Here is a 25,413-nt window from a genome sequence, read left to right as displayed (position 1 = left end):
GAGCAGAAGAGCCCGCCCGGCGGGCCCTCCCAGGCAATAGTGCACCCTTTAAAGGTCAAAGCGATCAATCGCCCGACGTCGTTCGTTTTCATCTCGAACGTCGTAATTGGCGGTTGTCTGGATGTTCGTGTGATGCGCGAGCTTTTGCGCAATCGACAAGTCGTGCTCCTCGATCACACGCGTAATGAACGAGCGACGAAAATCATGAGGCATGATTTTCACGCCAACCTGGGCACCGCGTTGTCGTGCAATGTAATAAATCGCGTGTTTGGTGATCCGTTCACGGGTGATGTGACTGCCACGACGAATTCTGTTGAACAGAAACGGATCGTCATCCTGCCCTTCGACCAACTGTGAGCGCCGAAACTGCAACCATGCGTCCAGCCTGGCGAACGCCCAGGTCGGTGCGTACTTGATCAGTTCCTTGTTTCCTTTTGCCGTGACTCGCAGGCTGCGCTCACGAAAATCAATCTGGTTGAGCTCAAGATTCACCGATTCGGATTTACGCATGCCTGAGCCATACAGGATTGCTATCACCGCAGCGTCCCGCAGCCCTTGCGGTCTTGGATCGGCCGCACAGACGGCCATCAGCTCCTGGATCAATGAGCGCTTGAGGTTTCGCCCCTGGGACAGGCGTGTGCCCGCGATGGCTTTGACCGAGCGCATTTTCAACAGATGATCCTGAGTGATCAGGCTCAGACGCCACGCCTCGTTCATCACGCCGCGCACGGCATTGACGTATAACGAGGATGTATTAGGCGCATAACCATCGGCGCGTAATGTCGCCACCAGCGCGATAACGTCGCCGGGCTGCAGTTCATGCCAGGGGATTTCCTCGATATTCATATCTTCAAAACCCAGCCGATCCGCAGCGTCTTGCAGCACATAACGCATGGTCAGCCGGCTTGAAGACGCCAATCGAGCCAGATAGAGGGTCAGTGGATTGTCGTTACCCTTCCCCTCAGGCACATTCAATCGGCTGCCGGGGGTATGCGGTGAATCGTTAGTGGGTAGATCAATCAAACTGAACAGCCCTTAAATGAAAATAGCTCAACCAAACATCCATTCGGGCGAGAAAATTTAATACAGAACAACGGCCACTGCGAATGCCACCGACTGAGTGATGCCCTTCCCTGACGCGTCCAAAAGGACCGACAGATATTTTTCCAGAGAAAGCCGCCGGGCCAAAAAACCTGAAAAACTCTGAACATTAGCTGTCTGGCCCCGAGATAAACAGTCTGTTGCCCTATTTTTCATATTAGTTTCACATTTTTACGCTTAACCTCGCCCCGGAGAATAGGGTGCCATCACGTTGATGGTGCAGACACTACAGCCCCACTGCAGCAACGGGTGACAATTCCGGGCGATGACGATAAAGTATTGATCCTTATTTACTTTTCAGCCTATTGGTCTTTACTCACGGTGCGCATGGATCGCCCGCATCCGACCTCTGGAATGGACACTGTCGAATGCCCGGCTTGAACAATTTCACTGAATGACATCCTGGTTTTAACCCGTTTTATTGCCTGCGCCCCCTACCCGTTTTACCCGAGGTCTTGATGAACCAGCCGTTTCTCCCCTTCTCACGTCCCAGCATTGGCGATGAAGAGATTGCCGCCGTTGAGCAGGTACTTCGCTCTGGCTGGATTACTACCGGCCCGAAAAACCAGCAGCTCGAAGAACAATTCGCAGAGCGTGTGGGCTGTCGGCATGCCGTGGCGCTGTCTTCGGCCACTGGCGCGATGCACATCACCTTGCTGGCATTGGGGATCGGTCCAGGCGACGAAGTGATCACGCCTTCGCAAACCTGGGTCTCCACCGCCAATATGATCTGCCTGTTGGGGGCAACACCGGTTTTCGTCGACATCGACCGCGACACACTGATGACCGACGTCCATGCCATTGAGGCGGCAATCACCCCTCGGACCAAGGCAATCATCCCGGTGCATTACGCTGGCGCTGCCTTTGACCTGGATCCACTTTATGCGCTGGCGGCCCGGCATGGCATCCCCGTGATCGAGGACGCCGCCCATGCCGTCGGTACGCAGTATCGCGGCCGCGCAGTCGGCGCCCAAGGCACGGCAATCTTCTCGTTCCACGCGATCAAAAACATGACCTGCGCCGAAGGCGGGATGTTTGTCAGCGACGATGAGGCCCTCGCCAACCGGGTACGCATGCTCAAATTTCATGGCTTGGGGGTTGATGCCTACGATCGCCTGACCCATGGCCGCAAGCCGCAGGCACAGGTGATCGAGCCCGGCTTCAAGTACAACCTGGCCGACGTCAATGCGGCGATCGCACTGGTGCAACTGCAGCGCCTGGATGAAATCAATGCCAAACGCGAAGAACTGGCGCAAGCCTATTTGAAGCGCCTGAGTGCATTGCCGGTAGAACCGCTGAAAATGCCGGGCTACCCGCAACAACATACATGGCATCTGTTCATTCTGCGCATTGACGCCGAGCGTTGTGGGCGCGATCGTGATGCCTTCATGAAAGCATTACAGGAACAAAACATCGGCAGCGGCATTCACTTTGTCGCAACCCATCTGCATACTTACTACCGCCAGCGTTTCCCGAACATCCATTTACCCAATACGGAGTGGAACTCGGCACGCCTGTGTTCGATCCCGTTGTTCCCCGACATGACCCTCGACGATGTCGAGCGTGTCGCGAGCGCCATTGAAAACATTCTGGACTGAAGCCTTTGAGACCTTATCCGATTAAGTGTGTGTCGATCGTTATCCCGGTCTACAACGAAGAAGAAAGCTTGCCTGAATTGCTGCGCCGTACCGAAGCGGCCTGTCAGCAGCTCAAGCACGAGTATGAAATCGTCCTGGTCGATGATGGTAGCCGCGACAACTCGGCACAGCTTCTAGAAGAAGCCGCCCAGCGTGAAGGCAGTTCAGTGGTCGCGGTCATTCTCAATCGCAACTACGGCCAGCACGCAGCAATCATGGCCGGTTTCGAGCACTGCAAAGGCGATGTGGTCATTACCCTTGACGCCGACCTGCAGAACCCGCCGGAAGAAATCCCCCGTCTGGTGGAACAAGCCGAACTGGGCTACGACGTCGTTGCCACCGTGCGCAACAATCGTCAGGACTCGGCCCTGCGCCGCTGGCCGTCGAAACTGATCAACCTGGCAGTGCAACGCTCTACCGGTGTCGCCATGAGCGACTACGGCTGCATGCTGCGCGCCTACCGCCGCACCATCGTCGACGCCATGCTGGCCTGCCGGGAACGCAGCACCTTCATCCCGATTCTGGCCAACAGCTTCGCCCGTCACACCACCGAAATCCTGGTGCAGCACGCCGAGCGCGAGCATGGCGAGTCGAAATACAGCCCGATGCGCCTGATCAGCCTGATGTTCGATCTGCTGACCTGCATGACCACTACCCCGTTGCGACTGCTGAGCATCATTGGGTTCAGCCTCGCGGCACTGGGAGCGCTGTTTGCCTTCCTGCTGATCTTCCTGCGCCTGATATTCGGCGCCAGCTGGGCGGGTGACGGCACCTTCGTACTGTTCGCAGTGCTCTTTGTGTTCACCGGCGGCCAGTTCATCGGCATGGGCCTTCTGGGTGAATACCTGGGCCGCATGTACAGCGATGTCCGCGCCCGGCCGCGCTTCTTTATCGAAAAAATCCTACGTAACAAACCCGCTACTCCTGCTCCCGTTGTCACTGTCGACGGTCTGCCTTCCACCACTACTGATCAGGTTTCGCCATGAATCCAAAAGCTGTTGTTTTCGCCTACCACGACATCGGCTGTGCAGGTATCGAAGCACTGCTCAACGCAGGTTTCGAGATTGCTGCCGTGTTTACCCACGCCGATGATCCGAAGGAAAACACCTTCTACGGCTCAGTAGCCCAATTGTGCGCCCGTAAAGGCATTCCCGTGCACGCACCGGAAGATGCCAACCACCCGCTGTGGATCGAGCGCATCGCCAAACTGAACCCGGACTACCTGTTCTCGTTCTACTACCGCAACCTGCTGGGCGAGCAACTGTTGGCTACCGCCAGCAAAGGTGCGTTCAACCTGCACGGCTCGCTGCTGCCAACCTACCGTGGCCGCGCTCCAGCGAACTGGGTACTGGTCAACGGCGAAACCGAAACCGGCGTGACCCTGCACCGCATGGTCAAGCGTGCCGACGCTGGCGCAATCATCGCCCAGCAACGTGTCGCGATCGACCGTGCCGATACCGCCCTGAGCCTGCACGGCAAGCTGCGTGAAGCCGCTTCCAACCTGCTGCGCGACACCCTGCCGCTGCTTGTTCAGGGCAAAGTCACCGAAACCGCCCAGGACGAATCCAAGGCCACTTCTTTCGGTCGTCGTACCCCAGCGGACGGCAAGCTTGTCTGGAACAAACCTGCCGAAGAGCTGTTCAACCTGGTTCGCGCCGTGACCCAGCCTTACCCGGGCGCTTTCTGCGACGTGGGCGAGCACAAACTGATTGTCTGGAGCGCTGAAGTCGCCAAGGGCAACGAAGGCCTGGCACCAGGTCGTGTGATCAGCGTCAACCCGCTGCGCATCGCCTGCGGTGAAGACTCGCTGGTAATCACTTTTGGTCAGCGTAATGACAATGGCCTGTACCTGGCCGGTCCTTCCCTGGCTAACGAGCTGGGCCTGGTGGACGGCTCCGTGCTGCGCGGTGCCGAATCCGGCCGCAAGCCACGCCGTACCCGCGTACTGATCCTCGGTGTGAACGGCTTTATCGGTAACCATTTGTCCGAGCGCCTGCTGCGTGACGACCGCTACGAAGTCTACGGCCTGGACATCGGCTCCGACGCCATCGAGCGCCTGCGCAGCCACCCGAACTTCCACTACGTGGAAGGCGACATCAGCATTCACTCCGAGTGGATCGAGTACCACATCAAGAAGTGCGACGTGGTCCTGCCGCTGGTGGCCATCGCCACGCCGATCGAATACACCCGCAACCCGCTGCGCGTATTCGAACTGGACTTCGAAGAGAACCTGAAACTGGTTCGCTACTGCGTCAAGTACAACAAGCGCGTGATCTTCCCGTCGACCTCCGAAGTCTATGGCATGTGCCAGGACCAGTACTTCGACGAAGACACCTCCAACCTGGTGGTCGGTCCGATCAACAAGCAGCGCTGGATCTACTCGGTTTCCAAGCAACTGCTGGACCGCGTGATCTGGGCCTACGGTGCCAAGGGCCTGAACTTCACCCTGTTCCGTCCGTTCAACTGGATGGGCCCGCGCCTGGACCGTCTGGACTCGGCCCGTATCGGCAGCTCCCGCGCCATCACCCAGCTGATCCTCAACCTGGTGGAAGGTACGCCAATCCGCCTGTTCGACGGTGGCGAGCAGAAGCGCTGCTTCACCGACATCGCCGACGGCATCGAAGCCCTGGCACGCATCATCGACAACGACAACGATGCCTGCAACGGTCAGGTCATCAACATCGGTAACCCGGAAAACGAAGCCAGCATCCGTCAGCTGGGTGAAGAACTGCTGCGTCAGTTCGAAGCTCACCCGCTGCGCGCCAACTTCCCTCCGTTCGCCGGTTTCCGCGACGTAGAGAGCAAGGCGTTCTACGGCACCGGTTACCAGGACGTGGCACACCGCAAGCCAAGCATCGAAAACGCCAAGCGCCTGCTGAACTGGGAGCCAACCGTGGAGATGAGCGAAACCATCGGCAACACACTGGACTTCTTCCTGCGTGAAGCCATGCTCGAAATCGCGGACAAGCGCTGATGCAGGCAGGTCTTCGGATCGATGTCGACACCTACCGAGGTACCCGTGAGGGGGTACCCCGGTTGTTGGAGATGCTCGATGAAGCACAGGTCAAGGCGACGTTTTTCTTCAGCGTTGGTCCGGACAACATGGGGCGCCATTTATGGCGCCTCATCCGTCCGCAATTTCTCTGGAAGATGCTGCGCTCCAATGCGGCCGGTTTGTACGGCTGGGATATTTTGCTGGCCGGCACTGCCTGGCCAGGCAAACCCATCGGTCGTGATCTCGGGCATCTCATGCGTCAGACGCTTGCGGCCGGGCATGAGGTTGGTTTGCACGCCTGGGATCACCATGGCTGGCAAGCCAACGCCGGGCGCTGGAGTGAAGCGGATCTGATCGAGCAAATTCGTCGTGGCGTCGACAGTCTGAGCGATATTATCGGCCAGGCTGTCGATTGTTCGGCCTCTGCCGGTTGGCGTGCCGATGAACGCGTCATCGAGGCCAAGCAACGTTTTGGCTTCCGTTACAACAGCGATTGTCGCGGTCAGAGTCTGTTCCAGCCGCGGCTGGCTGACGGCAGCCTGGGCGCGCCACAGATTCCGGTCGACTTGCCGACTTTCGACGAAGTCGTCGGGCCGGTGGTTGCCGCCAATGATTTCAACTCATTCATTCTTGATCGTTTCAGCCCTGAAAAGCTGAACGTCTACACGATTCATGCGGAAGTAGAAGGGATTCTGATGGCTAACGATTTTCGTCAGCTGTTGGCTACGGCCAGTCAACGTGACATCCAGTTTCAACCCTTGGGCAATTTGCTGCCCGCCGAGCCTGGCAGCTTGCCTGCAGGCCGGGTGATACGCGGTGCCCTGGAGGGTCGCGAGGGTTGGCTGGGAGTGCAAGGCGCATGACCAACCGTTGGGCGTTGCCTTTGCTGTTGCTGGCATTCGGTTTGTTTTATCTGCTGCCTCTGGCCTCTCACGGGCTGTGGATTCCGGACGAAACCCGCTACGCCCAAATCAGTCAGGAAATGCTCCTGAGCGGTGACTGGATTTCCCCGCACTTCATGGGCATTCGCTATTTCGAAAAACCTGTCGCCGGTTACTGGATGATCGCTATCGGTCAGGCCGTGTTCGGCGACAATCTATTCGGTGTACGGATCGCCTCGGCGCTGAGCATCGGCTTGAGTGTAGTCCTGGCCTACCTGATCGCTCGCCGCCTGTGGAATGATCCTCGCAAGAGTTTCACCAGCGCCCTGCTCTATACGAGCTTCGCGGTGATCGCCGGCCAGGCCGGGTATGCCAATCTCGATCCGCAATTCACCTTCTGGGTCAATTTGAGCCTGGTGGCGTTGTGGTTTGCGCTCGATAGCGTGAATCAACGCGCCCGCCTCGCTGCGTGGGCAGCATTGGGTTTGGCCTGCGGCATGGGATTCATGACCAAAGGATTCCTGGCCTGGTTGTTGCCGGTGTTGATCGCCCTGCCCTACATGCTCTGGCAAAAGCGTTTGCGTGAGTTGCTGACCTACGGTTGCGTAGCGGTCGTGGTGGCAATTGCGGTGAGCTTGCCGTGGGTCCTGGCCGTCCACGCTCAAGAACCGGACTACTGGCGGTTCTTCTTCTGGCATGAGCACATTCGGCGCTTTGCCGGGGACGATGCCCAGCACTCTCAACCCTGGTGGTTCTACCTGCCGATGCTGGTGGCTTTCAGTCTGCCATGGGCCGGGTTGCTGCCCTCGACATTCAAACAGGCCTGGCAAACCAAACGTCAGGCCAGCATCGGGTTCCTGCTGCTCTGGCTGTTGCTGCCACTGGCGTTTTTCAGCCTGAGCAAAGGCAAGCTCCCGACCTATATCATGCCCTGCCTGTTGCCGCTGGCCTTGCTGATGGGCAATGCGCTGATGGATCGAGTGGCTGCAGCGCGCGGCCGGGCTATCGGCCTGAACGGGCTCCTCAACGCGGTACTGGGCCTGCTCGCTCTGCTGGCGCTGGTCTACTTCCAGCTGAAGGAACCGGTGTACGTAGATGAACTCCAGAATCTGGTGCTGGTGTTCATCGTGCTGTTCGGCTGGATCATCTGCAATCTTGTGCAAGCGTTCAGGCCGCTGCGGCTATGGGCCGCTCCGGCGCTCGGCAGCTGGCTGCTGGTGGCATTGGCACCTGCTGCGCTGCCCAACTCGCTGGTCTACAACAAGATGCCCGACCAATTCATCATCGACCATGCTCAGGAACTTGGCCAGACCGGGAAACTGCTGAGCAATGACCTGGGTGCCGCCTCGGCCCTGGCCTGGCGTCTGCAACGCCCGGATGTGGCGCTGTACAACACCGTAGGCGAGGTGAAATATGGCCTGGCTTATCCCGACTCCGCCCAGCGCCAGGTCAATCTCGAGCAGATTCAGCAATGGATGAGCGACGCCCGCAAGACCGGCTCGGTCGGCGTGGTGATGCGGGTCAAAAGCGACGACGAACTGCATGAGATCGAGTTGCTTCCCAAAGATGCCAAGCGCTATGAGCAAGGCAATATCGTGATTCTGATCTTCTCCCAGAGTGCGCCATGACCCTGCTGTTACTACTGACCGCTTGCCTGCTGACCTGTATGGGGCAGATCGCCCAGAAATACGCCGTGGAAAGCTGGCGCGGGACAGATCATGACTGGATCGCCAAGCTGCTCTCCCCATGGCTGTGGCTCGCCCTCGCCTGCCTTGGTTTCGGTTTGCTGGTTTGGCTATTGGTATTGCAGCGACTGGAAGTCGGTATCGCTTATCCGATGCTGAGCCTGAATTTCGTACTCATCACCCTGGTCGCGCGCTTCGTGTTCCATGAGCATGTCGACAGTCGTCATTGGCTGGGAGTCGCCTTGGTCATTGCCGGTGTCGTGTTGCTGGGAGTACACGCATGAATCTGCGCCGCGGGATTATCTTCGCCATGGGCAGCGTGCTGCTGGTCAGCGGTGCGCAACTGGGTATGCGCTGGAGCATGACCCGTTTGCCAGCACCGGCGCAGTGGCTCGAAGCCCTGACCGGCGGCAGTGTCGATCTGCTGGCACTGGGAATAGTGTTCAGCTCTATCCTGGCATATGCCCTGTCCATGCTCTGCTGGCTCGCCGCATTGCGTGACCTGCCACTGGGCAGGGCCTATTCCTTGCTGAGCATCAGCTACGCCCTGGTGTATCTGCTTGCAGCCAGTTTGCCGTTCTTCAATGAACACTTCAGTATGTCCAAAACACTGGGGGTGGCCTTGGTCATGCTCGGTGTTATCACCATTAACTCTTCACGTATACCCCGTCCTAGGGACTCCGTATGAAAATCAGCGTAATTGGTAGCGGTTATGTAGGTCTGGTGCAGGCAACTGTCCTGGCTGAAGTCGGTCATGATGTCATCTGCATGGACGTCGATCAGAACAAAATCAAATTGCTGCAGAAAGGCCACGTCACTATCTTTGAACCAGGGCTGGAGACCATGGTCAAGGAGAACCTGGAGAGCGGGCGCCTGCATTTCACCAGCGACGAAAAGCTGGCAATCGAACACGGGCAAGTGTTGTTCATCGCTGTCGGCACGCCATCGGACGAGGACGGCTCGGCCGACCTGAAATATGTCTTGTCCGTGGGTGACGCGGTCGCACGCCATCGGGTCGAACCGCTGATTCTCGTGGAAAAATCTACTGTTCCGGTCGGCACAGGCGACACCCTGCGGGCGCACATCGAAGAAGTCCTGAACAAGGACGGGCGCACCCTGGAATTCGATATCGTTTCCAACCCGGAATTCCTCAAGGAAGGTTCGGCCGTCAGCGACTGCCGCCGCCCTGACCGCATCGTCATCGGTTGCGAACGTGAAGAAGTCCGTGAAGTGATGCGCGAACTTTACGCGCCCTTCAACCGCAACCATGACCGCATCATCTTCATGGACCTGCGCAGTGCCGAACTGACCAAGTACGCAGCCAACTGCATGCTCGCGACCAAAATCAGCTTTATCAACCAGATCGCAGAACTGGCCGAACACCTGGGTGCGGATATCGAAGCCGTACGCATGGGCATCGGTGCGGACCAGCGCATCGGCTACCACTTCATCTACCCTGGCTGCGGCTATGGCGGTTCGTGTTTCCCCAAGGATATGCGCGCCCTGATCCACAGTGCCCAGGAAGCGAACTGCTCCAGCGACCTGCTGCAGGCGGTCGAGGCCATCAACGAGCGGCAGAAACACAAGCTTTTCGAGCGCATCAACGCGTTCTACAAGGGTGAGCTGAAGGGCAAGACCTTCGCCCTCTGGGGCCTGGCATTCAAACCCAACACCGACGACATGCGCGATGCGCCAAGCCGGGTGCTGATGGAAGCCTTATGGGCTGCCGGCGCACAGGTACGGGCCTTCGACCCTGAAGCCATGCAAGAGACCCAACGGCTGTACCCGAATCAACAAAACCTGTCGTTGATGGGTACGCCAGAGTCCGCACTGGTGGGCGCAGATGCCTTGATCGTCTGCACCGAATGGCAACAGTTCAAGGCGCCGGATTTCAAGTTGATCGAGCAGCGGCTCAAAGCCCCGGTGATCTTCGACGGGCGCAACCTGTATGACGCCGATCGTCTGGCACGCAAAGGCTTCAAGTACTTCCCGATGGGTCGTGGCGAGTCGCGCAACCTGCCAATCCCTGATCAGCAGTGGCCATCCGCCCCAGTCGTAGCCTAGGAGGCCGCGTGCACGCTTATCCATTGACAAGGATCCGTCAGCAGTCGTTAGGGCTGGGACTTTTGGCGCTGTTGCTGTTCTGCGCCGGGGTCTACCAGCAAACGGCGATAGGCTTCGACACGCGGTTCGTACTGTTCGCTCAGGAAATGCTGCGCCATGGGCCGGGATTCTTCCCGACCACCTATGGCCAGCCTTACGCTGACTACTGGGCCACCTCGACCCTGTTTACCTGGCTGCTGTCGCTGCCATTCGGCCAGGTAAACGCCTTGACGGCCTGGTTGCCCAGCGCTATTGCCTCGGCGCTGATCGTCACGCTGATGTATCGCCTGGTGGCGCCCTACTCCAGAACCTGGGCGCTGCTGAGCATCGCCCTGCTGTTGCTGACCAATACCTTCATCACCGAAACCCGCGCCGTGTCCCTCGACCAGATGGTCGCGGCCGTGACCTTTACCGTGTTCTACCTGGGCTATGCCGCCGACCATTTCGCCGCACCACGGCGGCTGGTCTGGATACTCGCGCTGCTGGTACTCGGTTTTGCCATTCGCGGGCCCATCGGGCTGGTGGTACCCACTGGTGTGCTGTGCAGCTATTACCTGCTCAACGGCCAGTGGCGCCGGATGATCAGCGTCGGCTTGCTGGCCGGGCTGCTGCTGGCGGCGGGTATCGGTCTGCTGCTGTGGCTGGCGAACGTCAGCGGTGGTTCGGCCTTCGTCCAGGACGTGATCCGCATGCAGTTCATGGGGCGCATGGACGGCAGAGAAGGCTCCAGCGGCCTGTTTTTTTACTTCAGCAGTTCGCTTGGCAACTTTGCGCTGGCCTACCCGCTGGCGCTGCTGGTTTTGGCATCGGTGATAGCGGCTGGTCGTCAGCATCAACGGCCGGCATTACGTTTGCTGTTTTTTTGCGCTGCCGCCGGGCTGATCGTGATGATCGGTTTGTCCATACCACAGGCCAAAAAAGCCCGCTACCTGTTGCCGATGGTGCCCATGGCCGCAATCGTTGCAGCTTATCCGTTCCAGGTCGCACAAGGCCGGGTGTTCCTCTGGCTTCGAGGCTTGATGCAAGGGATCTGGTTGTTGCTGCCTGGCTTGCTGATCGCCGGGTTGTTGTTCGCTCAACGACGGTTTCCTGAGCAACTGCCCTCGATCACTTCGATGCTGATACTCCTGGCAGTGCTACAACTGGCGGCACTGGCGCTGCTGTTCAAATCCCGCTGGCGTGCAGTGGGGCTGGCGTATTGCGCCGTGCTGGCCGTGTGGTCCAGTTTCATCCTGGTCGTCGAGCCTGCCGAGCGTGAGTTGTATGACACGCGCGCCTTCACCCTCGCCGCTCACGATATGATCCAGCACGATCCGGCGACCGTCGTCCTGCACGCCATGGGGAAAGACGCCAAGGCTATCAAGTTCATGGTCAATCTCGAGCAGGACCTGCAACCAACCTTCACTGACGCGCCGCAAGACCTTGAGCGAGTGCAAGGGCCCGCGTGGCTGGTGATGGATAAAACCGACTACCTCGCCCTGCAAGGCACCCGATTCGCTGCATTACAGCCGCTGCTGACCGGGCGTTTCGACAAGAATGACTACGTGCTGCTGCACTTGCCGCAAGCACAGCCCTGACCGGCCTCCCGCCAAAGCGACAGGTAACGCTTAACGCCCTCCAATACAGCCGTCAGAAGTATTTCTGACGGCCCCACCTATTCCCTCATGCATGAATTTTTTGCGGCAAAATCCGACAGCGATATAGGTAACCGCCACCTATGAGCGTCCCTCTAGCGGATCATAATCAACCCGTAGCAGCGACTCGGAATAAAGTTCTTCAGCCACTCAACAACCCGTCATAAGACGCGACCCAGAAACGTTACTTCTGAGTTCCTCGTTCAAACACCATAGGCGCCTCCCGGCCCCTGGATTTCCAAAGACAACTGGCCCATCAGGAAACGGCCTTCAGGTCGACTCCCAATGCATTCGCGAACGCTTTTACCAGCGGGCTGCGAACGATGTTATGCCGCAAGATCAGATTGAATGGCGTGCTGAAATTAATCAGATCCGGCCGCAGCGCCCTTAACTCCCCTCGCGCCACCAGAGCCGCTGCATAGTGCTGCGGAAGAAAACCGACAAATCGTCCGGTTTTGATCAACATGGCGACGGCTTCAACCTGAGAAGCCGACGCGGAGTCACTGTCGTAGACAGCAAAGTTGGCTTTATCCCGATGAATGGCATAACGGTGATTGATGAACTGATGGTCCTTGAGTACATCGACACTCATGTCACTGTCCGCCGCGTTGAACAGCGCATGCCCGACAGCGCAGTAAGCCTCTGATCTTTCTTCGTAGAGATTAAAATAATCAAACTCTTCTCTTTTTTGATACACGGGTACTATTCCGGCGACTAAACGCCCTTCCACCACGCCCCGTTCCACTTCATCTAATTGAGCCGCATGCAGTCGAAACCTGACCTTGGGCGACTCATCATGAATCCGCCTTAACGCTGCCACTAACGGCGACTGCTCATCTGAAATAGTATTATCAATAACGCCGACACTAAGGTCGCCAATCAATTCATTCTGCGCGCAACTAAGGCGATCCCGAAAGTTATCAACCGAGGCAAATAATTCGATCGATGCCTGATATACCAGAGTGCCTTCTTCGGTCAGGCAAAAACCTTCGCGACCACGAGTACACAAGCGCATGCCAATGCGAATTTCCAGATCCGAGATCTGTTTGCTGATGGCCGCAAGACCCACATTCAGCTCATTCTGGGCGGCACTGAAGCCTCCGGCCTCGACCACAGCCTTGAACACCTTGAGCAGTTTGAAATCCAGACCACTGAGCGCCAAAGGTGCTCTATGCACGGTTTTCGGTGGTGGGTTTCCAGAATTGGAAAGTGGGGTTTCCATAATGCTTATTTACCTCACGCGCCCTATTCAACAGGCTGTGCTCAACAACAAATACATAGCCGACCAATAATAATGAACACAGAAAACAAGGCTTGGCAACTACAAATAAATCCATCAATCAGCCTCAACCTGCTGATGTCGAACGATTTAAAGTTGACACTTCGATCAGCTCTCGCCACTTGCAACTGCCCTCTTGAAAACTGCATGACCTCAACACGGTCCGACTTATTCGATTAAGCCCCGGTCACCTGTTACGGACATGCGTACCGCCTTCAGTTCGAGTTACCGACGAGGAAAATAAAAATGACTCAACCTACCGATCGTCTGTGGGGAGCGCGCTTCAAAAGTGGCCCTTCCGAGGCCCTGGCGGCACTGTCGCGTTGCCCCGAACGCTACTTCCGCTTGACCCCGTATGACCTCGCTGGCTCCAAGGCCCATGCCCGTGAATTGCAGCGTGCAGGCCTGCTGGATGAGCAGGAAACCCTGAAAATGCTCGCAGCCCTCGAGCAAATCGGCGTTGATTTCCGCGACGCTCGCATCAGCCCGACCCAGGATGACGAGGATGTCCATACCTTCATCGAGCGTCTGCTGACCGAGCGTCTCGGCGCTCTGGGCGGCAAGCTGCGGGCCGGCCGTTCACGCAACGACCAGACCGCCAACGACCTGCGGTTGTTCCTGCGTGACCACGCCCGCACCCTGACGGTCGAAGTATTGGCTCTGCAGCAAGCGCTGGTGGACCAGGCCGAGCAGCACATCGAGAGCATCTGCCCGGGCTTTACCCACCTGCAGCAGGCCCAACCGATCGTCTTCGCCCACCACTTGCTGGCCCACGCCCAATCCATGTTGCGCGACGTGCAGCGTCTGGTGGACTGGGACGCGCGCACCGCCCTGTCACCCTTGGGCGCTGCGGCCATGGCCGGCTCCGCCATCGCTCGTCTGCCCCAGCAGTCGGCCAGGGAAATGGGCTACAACGGTGTCTGCGAAAACTCCATCGACGCCGTGGCCAGCCGCGATCACGTCGCTGAATTCCTGTTCGTCGCCAGCATGCTCGGCATCAACATTTCGCGCCTGGCCGAGGAGTTTTGCCTGTGGTCATCCCGGCAGTTCCGCTGGGTCGCACTGGACGATGCCTATGCCACCGGCAGCTCGATCATGCCGCAGAAGAAGAACCCGGACATCGCCGAACTGGCACGCGGCAAGGCTGGCCGGCTGATCGGTAACCTCACCGGCCTGCTCTGCACCCTCAAATCCTTGCCGCTGTCCTACAACCGCGACCTGAGCGAAGACAAGAACGGCGTACTCGATACCGTCGATACCTTGCTGCTGGTGCTGCCGGCCATGGCCGGAATGGTCGCGACCATGAAGGTCAACGTCGAAGAGTTGCGTCGCCAGGCACCGCTGGGCTTCACCCTTGCCACCGAAGTTGCTGACTGGCTCGCGGTTCGCGGCGTGCCGTTCAAAGAAGCCCACGAAATTACCGGCGCCCTGGTCCAGGCCTGTGAAAAGCACGGCATCGAACTCTGGGAAGCCTCACCGGCGTTGCTCGCCGAGGTCGATGCACGGTTGACACCGCAGGTGCGCGACAGCCTGACCCTGGAAGCGGCGATCGCTGCCCGCAGTGGTTGGGGTGGCACCGCGCCGCAACAGGTGCGCGAGCAGCTCGGCCGGCTGAAAACCGCCCTGGCCGCACAGCACCAATGGGCCGAGGACTACAACGGCTTTCGTCTCTGAAACCCTGAACACCTGTAGGAGCGAGCTCGCTCGCGATGGACGTTAACGATAACGCATGCTTTCTGAATAAACGCGCCGTCCTTGAGCCCATCGTCGGAACGCCGCCCGGAGCAAGCTCGCTCCTACTGTGTTCGCCGTTGCCTTTTTTGAATGACCGATAGACCGCAGGTGCCGTCAGCCTGCGTTCGGAGAAACAACATGAGCCAGACCCAGGCACAGCGCCTCCTTGCCGAGCGCAAACAAGCCGAGAATCAGTTCGACATTACCCAGTACGAACACGTACCCCGGCGTTACTACGGGCGAATCATCTTCGCCACCCTGATCGTCGTCGCCTTGCTGGGGCTGGTGCGCGCGTTTGCCGAAGGCCAGATCGAGTGGTCGTACATCGGCCAGTTCCTGACCTCCAAAGCGATCCTGTTCGGCCTGTTCAATACCATCGTCATGGCGATTCTGGCCATGGCCCTGGGCGTGGTATTCGGGGTCATCACGGCGATCATGCGCATGTCGCAGAACCCGATCCTGCGCTACGTGGCCGTCACCTACACCTGGCTGTTTCGCGGCACGCCACTGATCCTGCAACTGCTGTTGTGGTTCAACCTGGCGCTGATCTTCCCCACCATCGGCATACCCGGTCTGTTCGAACTGGACACCGTCAGCCTGATGACGCCCTTCATCGCCGCCCTCCTCGGGTTGAGCATCAACCAGGGTGCCTACACCGCCGAAGTGGTACGCGCAGGGTTGCTCTCGGTGGACACCGGCCAGTACGAAGCCGCCAAGTCAATCGGCATGCCGCGCTTGCAGGCGCTGCGCCGGATCATCCTGCCTCAGGCCATGCGCATCATCATCCCGCCGGTGGGCAACGAGTTCATTGGCATGGTCAAGATGACCAGCCTGGCCAGCGTGATCCAGTACTCGGAACTGCTCTACAACGCCCAGAACATCTACTACGCCAACGCCCGGGTGATGGAATTGCTGATCGTCGCCGGCATCTGGTACCTGGCCGCCGTTACCGTCTTGTCCTTCGGTCAAAGCCGCCTGGAACGTCGCTTCGCCCGTGGCGCTGGTAAGCGCTCTTAAGCCGCGCTGGAGAATTGAACATGAGAAGCATCGTCAAGGCTGTCAGCCTCAACAAGTACTACGACAACTACCACGCGCTCAAAGATGTCAGCCTGGAAGTCGAGCAAGGTGAAGTGCTGTGCGTGATCGGCCCCTCCGGCTCCGGCAAGAGCACCCTGCTGCGTTGCGTCAACCAGCTGGAAAAAATCGACAAGGGCGGTCTCTGGGTCGACGGCGAACTGGTGGGCTACCGGATCGTCGGCAACAAGCTGCACGAACTCAACGAAGCGCAGATTGCCCGCCAGCGCCTGGCCACCGGCATGGTGTTCCAGCGTTTCAACCTGTTCCCGCACATGACGGTGCTGCAAAACATCATCGAAGGCCCTTGCCAGGTGCTCAAGCGCTCGCCCAAGGAAGCCCAGGAGGATGCCCTGGAGTTGCTCGCGCGGGTCGGCCTGGCCGACAAACGCAATAGCTACCCGATCGAACTCTCCGGCGGCCAGCAGCAACGGGTAGCCATTGCCCGTGCCCTGGCCATGCGCCCGAAACTGATGCTGTTCGATGAACCCACTTCGGCACTCGACCCGGAACTGGTCGGTGAGGTGCTGTCGGTGATGCGCGATCTGGCGCAGACCGGCATGACCATGATCGTCGTCACCCATGAATTGGGCTTCGCTCGCGAAGTCTCCAACCGCATGGTGTTTATGGATGGCGGGCAGATCGTGGAGGCTGGAAGCCCCGAAGAAATTCTAATAAGTCCACAAAACCCTCGCACCCAAAGCTTCATTTCTGCCGTTCGCACCTAGGTCCGGTTTCGGATCTCACAACAACTCAAAAAGAGAACGACCATGAAGAAATTTGTCATTCCAGCAGTCATCACCGGTCTATTGGCTTCATCCGCAGTCTGGGCCACCGAGTTGCCCGCCAGTATCAAGAGCAAGGGCGAAATCGTTGCGGCAATCATGCCCAACTACCCGCCGATGGATTTCAAGGACCCGGCCAGCAACACCCTCACCGGCCTCGACTACGACCTGGGCAACGCCCTGGCTGAACGTCTGGGGGTGAAGATCAAATGGCAGGAAACCGGCTTCGAGCAAATGATCAACGCGCTGAGCACCAAGCGTGTGGACATCGTGCTCTCGGGCATGACCGACACCGCCGAGCGGCAGCAAACCGTGACCTTTGTCGACTATTTCACCAGCGGTCCGCAGTTCTACACCTTGCAGAAAAACACCGCGATCAATGACAGCATCGACTTGTGCGGCAAAACCGTCGGCACCAGCCGCCGGACTACTTTCCCGGCAGAAATCGCCGAGTGGAGCAAAGCCAACTGCGAAGCGGCCGGCAAACCGGCGATAAAAGTGGTGGGTTCCGAAGGCTCGGCTGATGCCCGCGCACAACTGCGCCAAGGTCGACTGGATGCGGCGATGCAAGGCAGCGAAACCTTGTCGTACCTCAAGACTCAGGAAGCCAACACCTTCAAAACCCTCGGCACACCGATCTCCGTGCAGTTCTCGGGGCTTGGCGTCAGCAAGAGCAACCCGCAGCTGGCCGAAGCCATCAAAGTTGCCCTGCAAAGCATGGTTGCCGACGGCAGCTACCAGAGCATCCTGAAGAAATGGGACCTGAGCCAGGGAGCGATCGAGACGGTGGCTATCAATAACGGTAAGTAGGTTTTCGGTTGGGTGGGTTTCGCAAAGGTCGAGATTGACGACTGATTCGAAGTCCGCCCCTTGTAGGAGCTCGCTCGCGATGGACGTTAACGATAACGCGGGCTTTCTGAATGAACGCGCCGCCCTTGAGTCCATCGTCGGAACGCCGCCCGGAGCAAGCTCGCTCCTACATTGGCACCAATAAAATAATGGAGCACCACCCATGCCCTCCTCGCCGCAACCGACCTGGCCCGGCACCCACAAAGCCTGTCTGGCCCTGGCGTTCGACCTCGACGGTCCCACCGGCGATGCCATGCTCAATGGCTCGATCTGGCACAAGCCCGAGTATTTCGGCTTCGGCGGGTATGGCCCGTATCGGGCCTTGCCGCGGATTCTCGACCTGCTCGACGAGTTCCGGATTCCGACGACCTTCTTCGTCCCGGCCTGGGTCGTGGAGAACTGGCCCAGGCAATGCCAGGCGATTGTCGAGCGAGGCCATGAAGTGGCGTATCACGGCTACAAACACGAGTCCTTCTATACCCTGACCCTGGCGCAGCAGCAGGACGTCATGAACAAATGCCGCGAGGTGTTCTGGCAGCATCTGAACATCCGTGCTGAAGGTTTTCGTACCCCATCCGGCGACTGGCGTGCCGAAACTCCGGCCATGCTGGTGGAAGCCGGTGTGATCTATTCCAGCAGCATGCGCGGCGATGATCGGCCGTACCTGGTGCAGGTTCCCGGTCATGCACAGCCATTGGTGGAAATCCCCGGACGCTGGGAAATGGACGACTACGCCTCACTGGCTTACACCCGCGCACCGCACTTTCCCTCAGGTCTGGACCGCACCGCCAGCTACGAGTTGACGCTGGACAACTGGTGCCGCGAATTCGATGGCGCCGCCGATGAAGGGCTGTGCCTGACCACCTTGTTCCACCCGAAAATCACCGGCAAACCGGGCCGCATTCTGCTGCTCGAACGCCTTTTCGAACACATGCGTCAGCGCGATGACGTGTGGTTCGCCACCTGCCGCGATGTCGCCCACTGGTGGCTCAAGGAGCATCACCATGGCTGAGTCCAGTGTTTGGCCACAAGGTTATCGTTGCGCCGTGGTGCTGACCGTGGACTACAACGACATCCACGGCATTCTGACCCAGGCCCCGGAAGTCGCCGGGCGTGACAAAACGCTGTCGGTCTGGCGCTACGGCACCCAGCGCGGTGTCGATCGCTTGCTGGGTTTGTTCGAGGAGTTGGGTGTACCCGGCAGCTGGTGTATTCCCGGCGTCGTAGCGCAAGAAAATCCCGGGCACATTCGCGCGATCCAGGCCGCCGGGCACGAGATTGCCTGCGCCGGTTACCGCCATGAAAACTACGACACCCTCAGTCTCGCCGAGCAAGTCACTGCACTGGCTCGTGGTTGCCAGGCGCTGACCGATATCACTGGCAAGCCACCACAGGGATTTCGCATTCCGGCCGGCAACTGGGCGCCTGGATTTGTCGAGGCACTGCACGCGCAAGGTATTCGCTGGTCGTCGTCCTGGCGCGGGGATGATCTGCCGTTCGCCCACCCCACGGCACCGCAAGTGATCGAGTTGCCGTTGCACTATGAACTCGAGGACGAGCCCTACTTTGCCTTCAACCTCAGTCCGGCGGTGCCGCCGGCGCAATCGCGGATCGCCTCCTACAGCCACACCCTGGGCAACCTGCAGATGGACTTTGCCGGGTTTCATCGTTTCGGCCTGTGCTACGTGCTGCGTCTGCACCCGGAGATTATCGCCACTCCAGGCCGTATCGGGGTGCTGCGCGAACTGCTCAAGGGCATCCAGCAACACGATGACGTGTGGATCGCCACTGCGGCGGATGTCGCACAATGGTGGAGCGAGTCGGCAGCACCAATGACCGAGGACCATCCGGCGGCGGTATATGAGCAGCACTATCGGGCGTACTTGCCATGAGCGAGCGGATGCAGCGGCTGGCGCGTTTCTGTGTCCAGACCCGTTTTGAAGACCTGCCCCCCGAACTGGTGGAGAAAGCCAAACGGCACATCCTCGACACCTTCGGCGCGACACTGGCCGGGACCAGAAGCGAGATTGTCGGTGCCGCATGCCAGACCCTGGGACAAGAGCCGGGCAACGCGTTGGTCTGGGGTACTCACCAGCGCACTGGCGCCACTCAGGCCGCGATGCTCAATGGCATCGCCGCTCACGCGCTGGAACTGGATGATACCGGTGGTTGCGACCACTCTGGCGCGGTGGTGCTACCCGCGGCCATGGCCGCTGCGAGCTTGAGGTCGACACCATTGAGCGGCCAGGAGCTGATCACCGCGGTGGTTATCGGCTATGAAGTGGGTCGCCGGGTTCTCGAAGCCTGCGGCGGCTATTCGGCCCATAACGGCGCGGGTTGGCACTCGACCGCCACCTGCGGGGTGTTCGGCGCGGCGGCGGCCAGTGCGCGAATCCTTGGCCTGGATCAAACGCAAATGCTGTCGGCCCTGGGCATCGCCGGCAGCTTCAGCGGCGGGCTCTGGTGCTTTATCCACGACGGCTCGCAAAGTAAAAAACTCCACAGCGGCCGTGCCGCCGAAGGTGGTTTGCTGGCGGCGCGTTTTGCCCGGCAAGGCATCAGCGGCCCATCGAAGCTGTTCGATGAGGTCTGGGGTGGTTTTCTCAAGACCCTGGCCGGTGACAGCGCTGTGCCCCAGGCACTGGATGAGGCCCTCGGCCAGGTCTGGAAACTCGCCCGTTGCTCGATCAAACCCTATGCCTCGTGCCGTGGCACTCACTCGGCCATAGATGCCCTGGGCCTGCTGCTTGAGCAGTTGCAGGTCAGCGCAGAACAGGTGGAAGACATTCAGGTGTCCCTGTGCGGCTTCTTGAAGGCTATGTGCGGCGGTCGCGACATCAGCACCCTGGCTGCCGCGCAAATGAGCCTGCCCTACGCCCTCGCTGTTCGACTGGTCTATGGCCATGCACGGCTTGATGCCTACGATGATGAGCAGCGTCGCGCCCCGCAGATCCGGCATTGGCTGCAACGCATCCAGCTAGATGTGGATCCGCAGCTGTCAGAGGATGGCGAACCGGTGGTCACGCTGCGTTGTGTGGATGGACGCCAGGCCAGCCTCTGCGTCGAAGTGCCATTGGGCGCGCCGGGCAATCCGTTGAGCGATGGGGCGCTGCAAGAGAAGTTTCACAGTTTGGCGATGCAGGTGATGCCCAAAGAACAGGCCGCAGAGTTGCTGGAGCAATTGTGGCGGCTTGAGGAACTGGAATCTGTTGGGGTGCTGGATAAAGGGTTAACGGGGCAAACGCGCATCCTGTAGCAGCTGGCGAAGCCTGCGTTCGAGCGCGAAGCGGTCGCAATCCGGGCGACTCAATATTTGCTCAGTATCGCGGTATGGCATTTTACGACCGCTACGCGCTCGAACGCAGCCTGGCGGCAGCTGCTACATAGGGTTTGATCGTTCCCACGCTCCCGCGTGGGAATGCAGCCCGTGACGCTGCGCGTCACTTCAAGAGCGGACGCAGAGCGTCCAGTGAGGCATTCTCACGCAGAGCGTGGGAACGATCAACGACAAGGAAATCTGCACCACCGTGGCCACTTACTCGCTCGTAATCCGCCGTTTGATGATCTGCTCGCTGACCATTGTCGTCAGCCGCGCCATCACCAGCCCTTTGCTCACATTGTTCCTGAGTAACAAACTCGGCCTGAACCAGCAGGACGTCGGCCTGTTGCTGGGCATCGCGGTGTTCATTGCCACCCTGCTCGCCCTTTATGGCGGTTACATCATCGATCGCCTGGAAAAGCGCCGGTTGCTGATCCTCGCGATGCTATCCAGCGCTATCGGTTTCGTCCTGCTGACCTTCGCCGAAAACCTGTACCTGACAACCCTGACCCTGGTGATTACCGAAACCGCGTCCGCGCTGTTTCTGATCGGCTCCAAAGCGATCATCAGCGAAAACCTGCCCATGGGCCAACGGGCCAGGGTTTTCTCGCTGCGCTACACCCTGACCAATATCGGCTACGCCACCGGCCCCATGCTCGGGGTGGTGATCGCTGGTGTACAGCCGTTGGCGCCGTTCCTGATCGCTGGCGGCATCGCGTTTTTCAGCACCTTCCTGATGCGCGGAATTCCCTCAGACGCCAGCACCGCCCCCAACAAACCGCAAAGTTTTCTCAACACTCTGGTGACACTGAAAAACGACCGCACGCTGATCATGTTCACCTGCGGCTGCCTGCTCAGTACCGTCGTCCATGGGCGTTACACCCTGTACCTTTCGCAATACCTGTTGGTGACCCAGAACTCCCACAGAGCCCTTGAAACCATGGCGGCGATCCTCGCCTGCAACGCCATCAGCGTGATCCTGTTGCAGTATCAGATCGGCCGTTTCCTGAAGCGTGAGCAACTGCGCTACTGGATCGCCGTGGGCAGCAGCCTGTTCATTCTCGGGCTGATCGGCTTCAGCTACGCCGACAACCTGACCTCGTGGTGCCTGGCGATGTTTGTCTTCACCCTCGGCGAGATGATCATCTACCCGGCGGAGTTTCTCTTCATCGATACTCTTGCCCCCGAGGAGTTGCGCGGCAGCTATTACGGCGCGCAAAACCTCGCAGCCCTGGGCGGCGCCTTGAGTCCGGTGATCTGCGGTTACTTGCTGACCCACTCCGCACCGGGCACGATGTTCTATGCCTTGGGAGCCTTGACGGCCATGGGCGGTTCGCTGTGCTTCTTGAGCGGACGCAAAGTCTCGACACTTCAAAAATAATGCATTTAAACAGCATCATTATGAATTTGTCAGCGATTCCATTGATCGGCACACTGTGCCGGTTCCTCCCCCAAATGTTGGAACTTTCAAAGGGTTGCCTCGGCAGCCCTTCTTTTTGCCCTCCATCTGCAATTGGATCGTCTTCATCATGCTTGCTCGCTGGTTACCTGCCGCCGTCAATACCCGCCCCACGGAATGGAGTCGCGCCGCCATCGGCATGTCCCTCGGCACCTTGTTCAGTGTGTGGTTCTGCGGGCATGTGTTCGGGATGGACGTGGCGCTGCACCTGATCGGCCCACTGGGGGCTTCGGCGGTACTGCTGTTTGCCGTGTCGTCCGGCGCACTGGCACAGCCGTGGTCGATTCTCGGCGGCTACTTGACCGCCGCGGTGGTGTCCCTGCTGGTGGCCCACGTGCTTGGCCGAACGCTGGGCAGTGCCTGCCTGGCTGCCGGCATGGCGCTGATTCTGATGTGCTGGTTACGTTGCCTGCATCCACCGGCCGGGGCGCTGGCCTTGCTGCTGGTACTGGCGGATCCCGCGACCATCGCCATGGACTGGCTGGCGCTGGGCCCGGTCATGCTTGGCGCGCTTTGCATGCTGCTCAGTGCCCTGGCCTATAACAACCTGACGCGGATTCGCTACCCAAAGAGCCATAACGAGCCTGTCGCGGTGATTGTGGCCGATCACCCGCCCACAGACACTGCGGGCATCACCGCCGAAGACCTGAGGCGTGCGCTGGAAGACATGCAAGAGTTCTTCGACGTGACCCCGGAAGACCTTGAACAACTGATCCACGCCAGCGAGCTGCACGCCAGACGCCGCAGTATCGGCCAGGTGCTGGTCAGCAGGATCTGAGCGCAGATGATCAATGGAGCCCCGCTCCGGGCTCCATTGTTGCGTTCCCTAGGCCGCCGACCGTTGTTGCGCCGGAACCGCCAGGCTAACCGCCCGCACTGAAGCACCGGCACTCAAGCCCAGGCTTTTCGCTGTTTGCGCATCGACAATTAACGTACCTGCTGCAACCCGCGCCGGCGCAGCGGTGATCCGGCAATTGGCGAACTGACGGTTGTGAATCAGATAGGGCACTGCGAGTTCACCGGGTGTGCCGATACTCAGCTGCAACACCTGACTATCACGCACCGCACGAATGTCACCGGTGGCGCACTCGATCAGCGGCCCGCCGTCAAAGATATCGATGTAGTCCTTATGGTCGAAACCTTCGGCCTTGAGCATGCCCAACGCCGGTTCGGTATTGGGGTGAACCCGACCGATCACCGAGCGCGCCGCTTCAGGCAGCAAACAGGTTGGCAATGGAAACTTGGGCATCAACTCAGCGATAAAGGTCTTGTTACCCAGGCCGGTCAAGTAGTCGGCATCGGCAAAATCCATCTTGAAGAAATGCCGCCCCAGGCCTTCCCAAAACGGCGAAACACCCTCTTCATCCGAGTAACCGCGCATTTCGGCAATCACCTTCTCACCGAACTTCTCACGAAACTCGGCCAGAAACAGAAACCGCGCCTTGGACAACAACCGGCCATTGAGCCCTTTGCGGTGTCCGGCATGCAGGAACAACGAACACAGCTCCGACTGCCCGGTCATGTCATTACCCAGAAACAACGTCGGCAGCTGTTGATTGATCCCCAGATTCTTCGACGCAGCAACAAACAACCCGAGGCGGTAGTTGTACCAGGGCTCGCGCATGCCCACGGCACCGGCCAGCGCACAAATGCCGACGGCTTCGCCGCTCTCGGTTTCCAGCACAAACAGGTAATCGGCATCCGCTCGTTCGGCCTCGCCGGCGAAGGTTTTCTCCGCCCACTCCAGGCGATGGCGCAAACGCACGGCATCGGCCGGCAAGGTGGTCAAACCGGTGCCCGCACTGTGGGCCAGGGTCAATAATGCAGGCAGGTCAGCCATTGTGGCAGGACGGACGATCATCGCGATTGCTCCTTGGAGGCCAGATGGTTGGACTGATGTTCAGGCAGACGCTCAGGTAGAAAAACTTCCGCCAGCATGCAGCGCGCACTGCCGCCGCCGATGCGTTCGATGGTGTCGATATTCACCGGCAGCGGTGTGGCGTGACGCTCGATCAATCGACGTTGCGTCAAATCCAGCGATTGCCAGGCTGTACGCGACATCACCAGCAAGGGGTCGCCCGCCGCGTTATGGACTTCGAGCATGTTGCCGGCGAACGACTCCAGTTGCTCCCAGCTCAGGGCCATGACCTGTTTGCCGCTGTCCTCCAGCCGAGACTGCAACGCCGAGCGCTCGTTCAGATCGCTGACGGACTCCAGACACACAACGGCGAGGCTGCTGCCCACGCTCATCATCACGTTGGTGTGGTAGATGGCGACGCCCTGACGGTCCACCGCGTTGAACGCGCAGAGCTCATAACCCAGGTGGTCGACCACCTGATTCAAGGCCTGGGCATGGGTGCGAGTGGAATAACCGGCGTAACAAATTCGCTGCTGACGATCGAGAACCATGCTGCCGGTGCCCTCAAGGAACACTTCCTGCTGTTCCAGGCCCGAGAGGTCCAGCATCTGCTCGACCCGGTACTCGTCGCGCAACCACTCCAGTACGCCTTTGTCCCGTTCCAGCCGACGGTTGTGGCCCTGCATCGGGTACAGCACCAAAGTGCCGTCAGGATGGCTGCTCCACCAGTTGTTGGGGAAGATCGAGTCAGGGGTATGCGGCGCTTCGCTGTCGTTGTGCACCATGACGGTGACACCCTGCTCGCGCAATGCGGCGACGTAGCCATCGAACTCTCGCAGAGCCTTGAGCTGCACGTCTTCGGCGAGCGCGGCCTGGCGCTGGAAACGGTTGTTGGCGGCCGTGTCCTGATTGAAGGAGAAACGTGTCGGGCGAATCATCAAAACGGTATTGGTGGTTTGCATGGGCACAGAATCAATGAGGGTTAAGAGGTACTCATTGTCTGGTTTGGCGGGCAGAAAA

At 59.2% G+C, this 25,413-nt stretch carries 22 protein-coding genes; 18 read left to right on the top strand and 4 right to left on the bottom strand.

Features of this window, described 5'->3' with window-relative positions:
- Positions 1-48: 48 nt before the first annotated feature.
- Positions 49-1,023 (bottom strand): site-specific integrase, encoded by a 975-nt coding sequence (locus tag AC07UI_RS04720; RefSeq protein ID WP_494991389.1) that lies wholly within the window; start codon positions 1,021-1,023, stop codon positions 49-51.
- A gap of 536 nt (positions 1,024-1,559) precedes the next feature.
- Here AC07UI_RS04720 and arnB point away from each other — a divergent pair.
- From arnB to AC07UI_RS04675, 9 genes are read left to right on the top strand one after another with little or no spacing between them, the layout of a single operon-like run.
- On the top strand, positions 1,560-2,699 hold the full coding sequence (gene arnB / locus AC07UI_RS04715; RefSeq protein ID WP_494991388.1) for a UDP-4-amino-4-deoxy-L-arabinose aminotransferase: 1,140 nt from the start codon (positions 1,560-1,562) through the stop codon (positions 2,697-2,699).
- A 5-nt stretch (positions 2,700-2,704) separates the two neighbouring features.
- Positions 2,705-3,724, top strand: coding sequence for an undecaprenyl-phosphate 4-deoxy-4-formamido-L-arabinose transferase (arnC, locus tag AC07UI_RS04710; RefSeq protein ID WP_494991387.1), 1,020 nt, complete (start codon positions 2,705-2,707; stop codon positions 3,722-3,724).
- A complete protein-coding gene (gene arnA / locus AC07UI_RS04705) occupies positions 3,721-5,712 on the top strand; it encodes a bifunctional UDP-4-amino-4-deoxy-L-arabinose formyltransferase/UDP-glucuronic acid oxidase ArnA (RefSeq protein WP_494991386.1) in 1,992 nt (663 codons plus the stop codon). The genes arnC and arnA overlap by 4 nt, the downstream gene beginning before the upstream one ends.
- Positions 5,712-6,596 (top strand): 4-deoxy-4-formamido-L-arabinose-phosphoundecaprenol deformylase, encoded by an 885-nt coding sequence (gene arnD, locus AC07UI_RS04700; RefSeq protein ID WP_494991385.1) that lies wholly within the window; start codon positions 5,712-5,714, stop codon positions 6,594-6,596. The genes arnA and arnD overlap by 1 nt, the downstream gene beginning before the upstream one ends.
- Positions 6,593-8,242, top strand: coding sequence for a lipid IV(A) 4-amino-4-deoxy-L-arabinosyltransferase (arnT, locus tag AC07UI_RS04695; protein WP_494991384.1), 1,650 nt, complete (start codon positions 6,593-6,595; stop codon positions 8,240-8,242). Before arnD ends, arnT begins: the two co-directional genes overlap by 4 nt.
- Positions 8,239-8,583 (top strand): 4-amino-4-deoxy-L-arabinose-phosphoundecaprenol flippase subunit ArnE, encoded by a 345-nt coding sequence (gene arnE / locus AC07UI_RS04690; protein WP_494991383.1) that lies wholly within the window; start codon positions 8,239-8,241, stop codon positions 8,581-8,583. The genes arnT and arnE overlap by 4 nt, the downstream gene beginning before the upstream one ends.
- Positions 8,580-8,987 carry a 4-amino-4-deoxy-L-arabinose-phosphoundecaprenol flippase subunit ArnF gene (gene arnF, locus AC07UI_RS04685; RefSeq protein ID WP_494991382.1) on the top strand — a complete coding sequence of 136 codons (408 nt, stop codon included), beginning with the start codon at positions 8,580-8,582 and terminating at the stop codon, positions 8,985-8,987. Before arnE ends, arnF begins: the two co-directional genes overlap by 4 nt.
- A complete protein-coding gene (locus tag AC07UI_RS04680; RefSeq protein ID WP_494991381.1) occupies positions 8,984-10,363 on the top strand; it encodes a UDP-glucose dehydrogenase family protein in 1,380 nt (459 codons plus the stop codon). Before arnF ends, AC07UI_RS04680 begins: the two co-directional genes overlap by 4 nt.
- Before the next feature lie 8 nt (positions 10,364-10,371).
- Positions 10,372-11,979 carry an ArnT family glycosyltransferase gene (locus AC07UI_RS04675; RefSeq protein ID WP_494991380.1) on the top strand — a complete coding sequence of 536 codons (1,608 nt, stop codon included), beginning with the start codon at positions 10,372-10,374 and terminating at the stop codon, positions 11,977-11,979.
- A gap of 313 nt (positions 11,980-12,292) precedes the next feature.
- Here AC07UI_RS04675 and AC07UI_RS04670 read toward each other — a convergent pair whose 3' ends face one another.
- Positions 12,293-13,258 (bottom strand): LysR family transcriptional regulator, encoded by a 966-nt coding sequence (locus tag AC07UI_RS04670; protein WP_494991379.1) that lies wholly within the window; start codon positions 13,256-13,258, stop codon positions 12,293-12,295.
- A 303-nt stretch (positions 13,259-13,561) separates the two neighbouring features.
- On the opposite strand from AC07UI_RS04670, the gene argH reads away from it, so the two are divergent.
- From argH to AC07UI_RS04625, 9 genes are all read left to right on the top strand, one after another.
- A complete protein-coding gene (gene argH, locus AC07UI_RS04665) occupies positions 13,562-14,989 on the top strand; it encodes an argininosuccinate lyase (protein WP_494991378.1) in 1,428 nt (475 codons plus the stop codon).
- Between the two features lie 198 nt (positions 14,990-15,187).
- Positions 15,188-16,066, top strand: a complete 879-nt coding sequence (locus AC07UI_RS04660) for an amino acid ABC transporter permease (protein WP_494991377.1) — start codon at positions 15,188-15,190, stop codon at positions 16,064-16,066.
- A 20-nt stretch (positions 16,067-16,086) separates the two neighbouring features.
- Positions 16,087-16,851 (top strand): amino acid ABC transporter ATP-binding protein, encoded by a 765-nt coding sequence (locus tag AC07UI_RS04655; RefSeq protein WP_494991376.1) that lies wholly within the window; start codon positions 16,087-16,089, stop codon positions 16,849-16,851.
- A gap of 42 nt (positions 16,852-16,893) precedes the next feature.
- Entirely contained in the window at positions 16,894-17,718 is an 825-nt protein-coding gene (locus tag AC07UI_RS04650; RefSeq protein WP_494991375.1) for an ABC transporter substrate-binding protein, read from the top strand.
- Positions 17,719-17,920: 202 nt separating this feature from the next.
- The gene (locus tag AC07UI_RS04645; protein ID WP_494991374.1) at positions 17,921-18,769 is read left to right on the top strand and encodes a polysaccharide deacetylase family protein; all 849 of its coding nucleotides are present in this window, start codon (positions 17,921-17,923) and stop codon (positions 18,767-18,769) included.
- Positions 18,762-19,649 (top strand): polysaccharide deacetylase family protein, encoded by an 888-nt coding sequence (locus tag AC07UI_RS04640; RefSeq protein WP_494991373.1) that lies wholly within the window; start codon positions 18,762-18,764, stop codon positions 19,647-19,649. Before AC07UI_RS04645 ends, AC07UI_RS04640 begins: the two co-directional genes overlap by 8 nt.
- Positions 19,646-21,013, top strand: coding sequence for an MmgE/PrpD family protein (locus AC07UI_RS04635; protein ID WP_494991372.1), 1,368 nt, complete (start codon positions 19,646-19,648; stop codon positions 21,011-21,013). The genes AC07UI_RS04640 and AC07UI_RS04635 overlap by 4 nt, the downstream gene beginning before the upstream one ends.
- A 271-nt stretch (positions 21,014-21,284) precedes the next feature.
- Positions 21,285-22,457 carry an MFS transporter gene (locus tag AC07UI_RS04630; protein WP_494991722.1) on the top strand — a complete coding sequence of 391 codons (1,173 nt, stop codon included), beginning with the start codon at positions 21,285-21,287 and terminating at the stop codon, positions 22,455-22,457.
- Between the two features lie 148 nt (positions 22,458-22,605).
- A complete protein-coding gene (locus AC07UI_RS04625; protein ID WP_494991371.1) occupies positions 22,606-23,313 on the top strand; it encodes an HPP family protein in 708 nt (235 codons plus the stop codon).
- A gap of 48 nt (positions 23,314-23,361) precedes the next feature.
- Here AC07UI_RS04625 and astA read toward each other — a convergent pair whose 3' ends face one another.
- Together astA and ctlX are read right to left on the bottom strand one after the other, a co-directional pair.
- Complete coding sequence (astA, locus tag AC07UI_RS04620) at positions 23,362-24,396, bottom strand: arginine N-succinyltransferase (RefSeq protein ID WP_494991370.1); 1,035 nt, start codon at positions 24,394-24,396, stop codon at positions 23,362-23,364.
- Positions 24,393-25,355 (bottom strand): citrulline utilization hydrolase CtlX, encoded by a 963-nt coding sequence (ctlX, locus tag AC07UI_RS04615; protein WP_494991369.1) that lies wholly within the window; start codon positions 25,353-25,355, stop codon positions 24,393-24,395. Before ctlX ends, astA begins: the two co-directional genes overlap by 4 nt.
- Between the last annotated feature and the right edge of the window lie 58 nt (positions 25,356-25,413).

The sequence above is a fragment of the Pseudomonas sp. GW821-FHT04C07 genome (assembly GCF_059420325.1).
The sequence above is the reverse complement of the archived record's forward strand: the minus strand, read 5'-3'. Positions and strand labels throughout refer to the sequence as shown.

Bases quoted from the DNA above. Each gene is read 5' to 3' on its own strand.
- arnB (WP_494991388.1), top strand. From the start codon at position 1,560: ATGAACCAGCCGTTTCTCCCCTTCTCACGTCCCAGCATTGGCGATGAA.
- arnA (WP_494991386.1), top strand. From the start codon at position 3,721: ATGAATCCAAAAGCTGTTGTTTTCGCCTACCACGACATCGGCTGTGCA.
- arnD (WP_494991385.1), top strand. From the start codon at position 5,712: ATGCAGGCAGGTCTTCGGATCGATGTCGACACCTACCGAGGTACCCGT.
- arnT (WP_494991384.1), top strand. From the start codon at position 6,593: ATGACCAACCGTTGGGCGTTGCCTTTGCTGTTGCTGGCATTCGGTTTG.
- arnE (WP_494991383.1), top strand. From the start codon at position 8,239: ATGACCCTGCTGTTACTACTGACCGCTTGCCTGCTGACCTGTATGGGG.
- arnF (WP_494991382.1), top strand. From the start codon at position 8,580: ATGAATCTGCGCCGCGGGATTATCTTCGCCATGGGCAGCGTGCTGCTG.
- AC07UI_RS04680 (WP_494991381.1), top strand. From the start codon at position 8,984: ATGAAAATCAGCGTAATTGGTAGCGGTTATGTAGGTCTGGTGCAGGCA.
- AC07UI_RS04670 (WP_494991379.1), bottom strand. From the start codon at position 13,258: ATGGAAACCCCACTTTCCAATTCTGGAAACCCACCACCGAAAACCGTG.
- argH (WP_494991378.1), top strand. From the start codon at position 13,562: ATGACTCAACCTACCGATCGTCTGTGGGGAGCGCGCTTCAAAAGTGGC.
- AC07UI_RS04660 (WP_494991377.1), top strand. From the start codon at position 15,188: ATGAGCCAGACCCAGGCACAGCGCCTCCTTGCCGAGCGCAAACAAGCC.
- AC07UI_RS04655 (WP_494991376.1), top strand. From the start codon at position 16,087: ATGAGAAGCATCGTCAAGGCTGTCAGCCTCAACAAGTACTACGACAAC.
- AC07UI_RS04650 (WP_494991375.1), top strand. From the start codon at position 16,894: ATGAAGAAATTTGTCATTCCAGCAGTCATCACCGGTCTATTGGCTTCA.
- AC07UI_RS04645 (WP_494991374.1), top strand. From the start codon at position 17,921: ATGCCCTCCTCGCCGCAACCGACCTGGCCCGGCACCCACAAAGCCTGT.
- AC07UI_RS04640 (WP_494991373.1), top strand. From the start codon at position 18,762: ATGGCTGAGTCCAGTGTTTGGCCACAAGGTTATCGTTGCGCCGTGGTG.
- AC07UI_RS04635 (WP_494991372.1), top strand. From the start codon at position 19,646: ATGAGCGAGCGGATGCAGCGGCTGGCGCGTTTCTGTGTCCAGACCCGT.
- AC07UI_RS04625 (WP_494991371.1), top strand. From the start codon at position 22,606: ATGCTTGCTCGCTGGTTACCTGCCGCCGTCAATACCCGCCCCACGGAA.
- astA (WP_494991370.1), bottom strand. From the start codon at position 24,396: ATGATCGTCCGTCCTGCCACAATGGCTGACCTGCCTGCATTATTGACC.
- ctlX (WP_494991369.1), bottom strand. From the start codon at position 25,355: ATGCAAACCACCAATACCGTTTTGATGATTCGCCCGACACGTTTCTCC.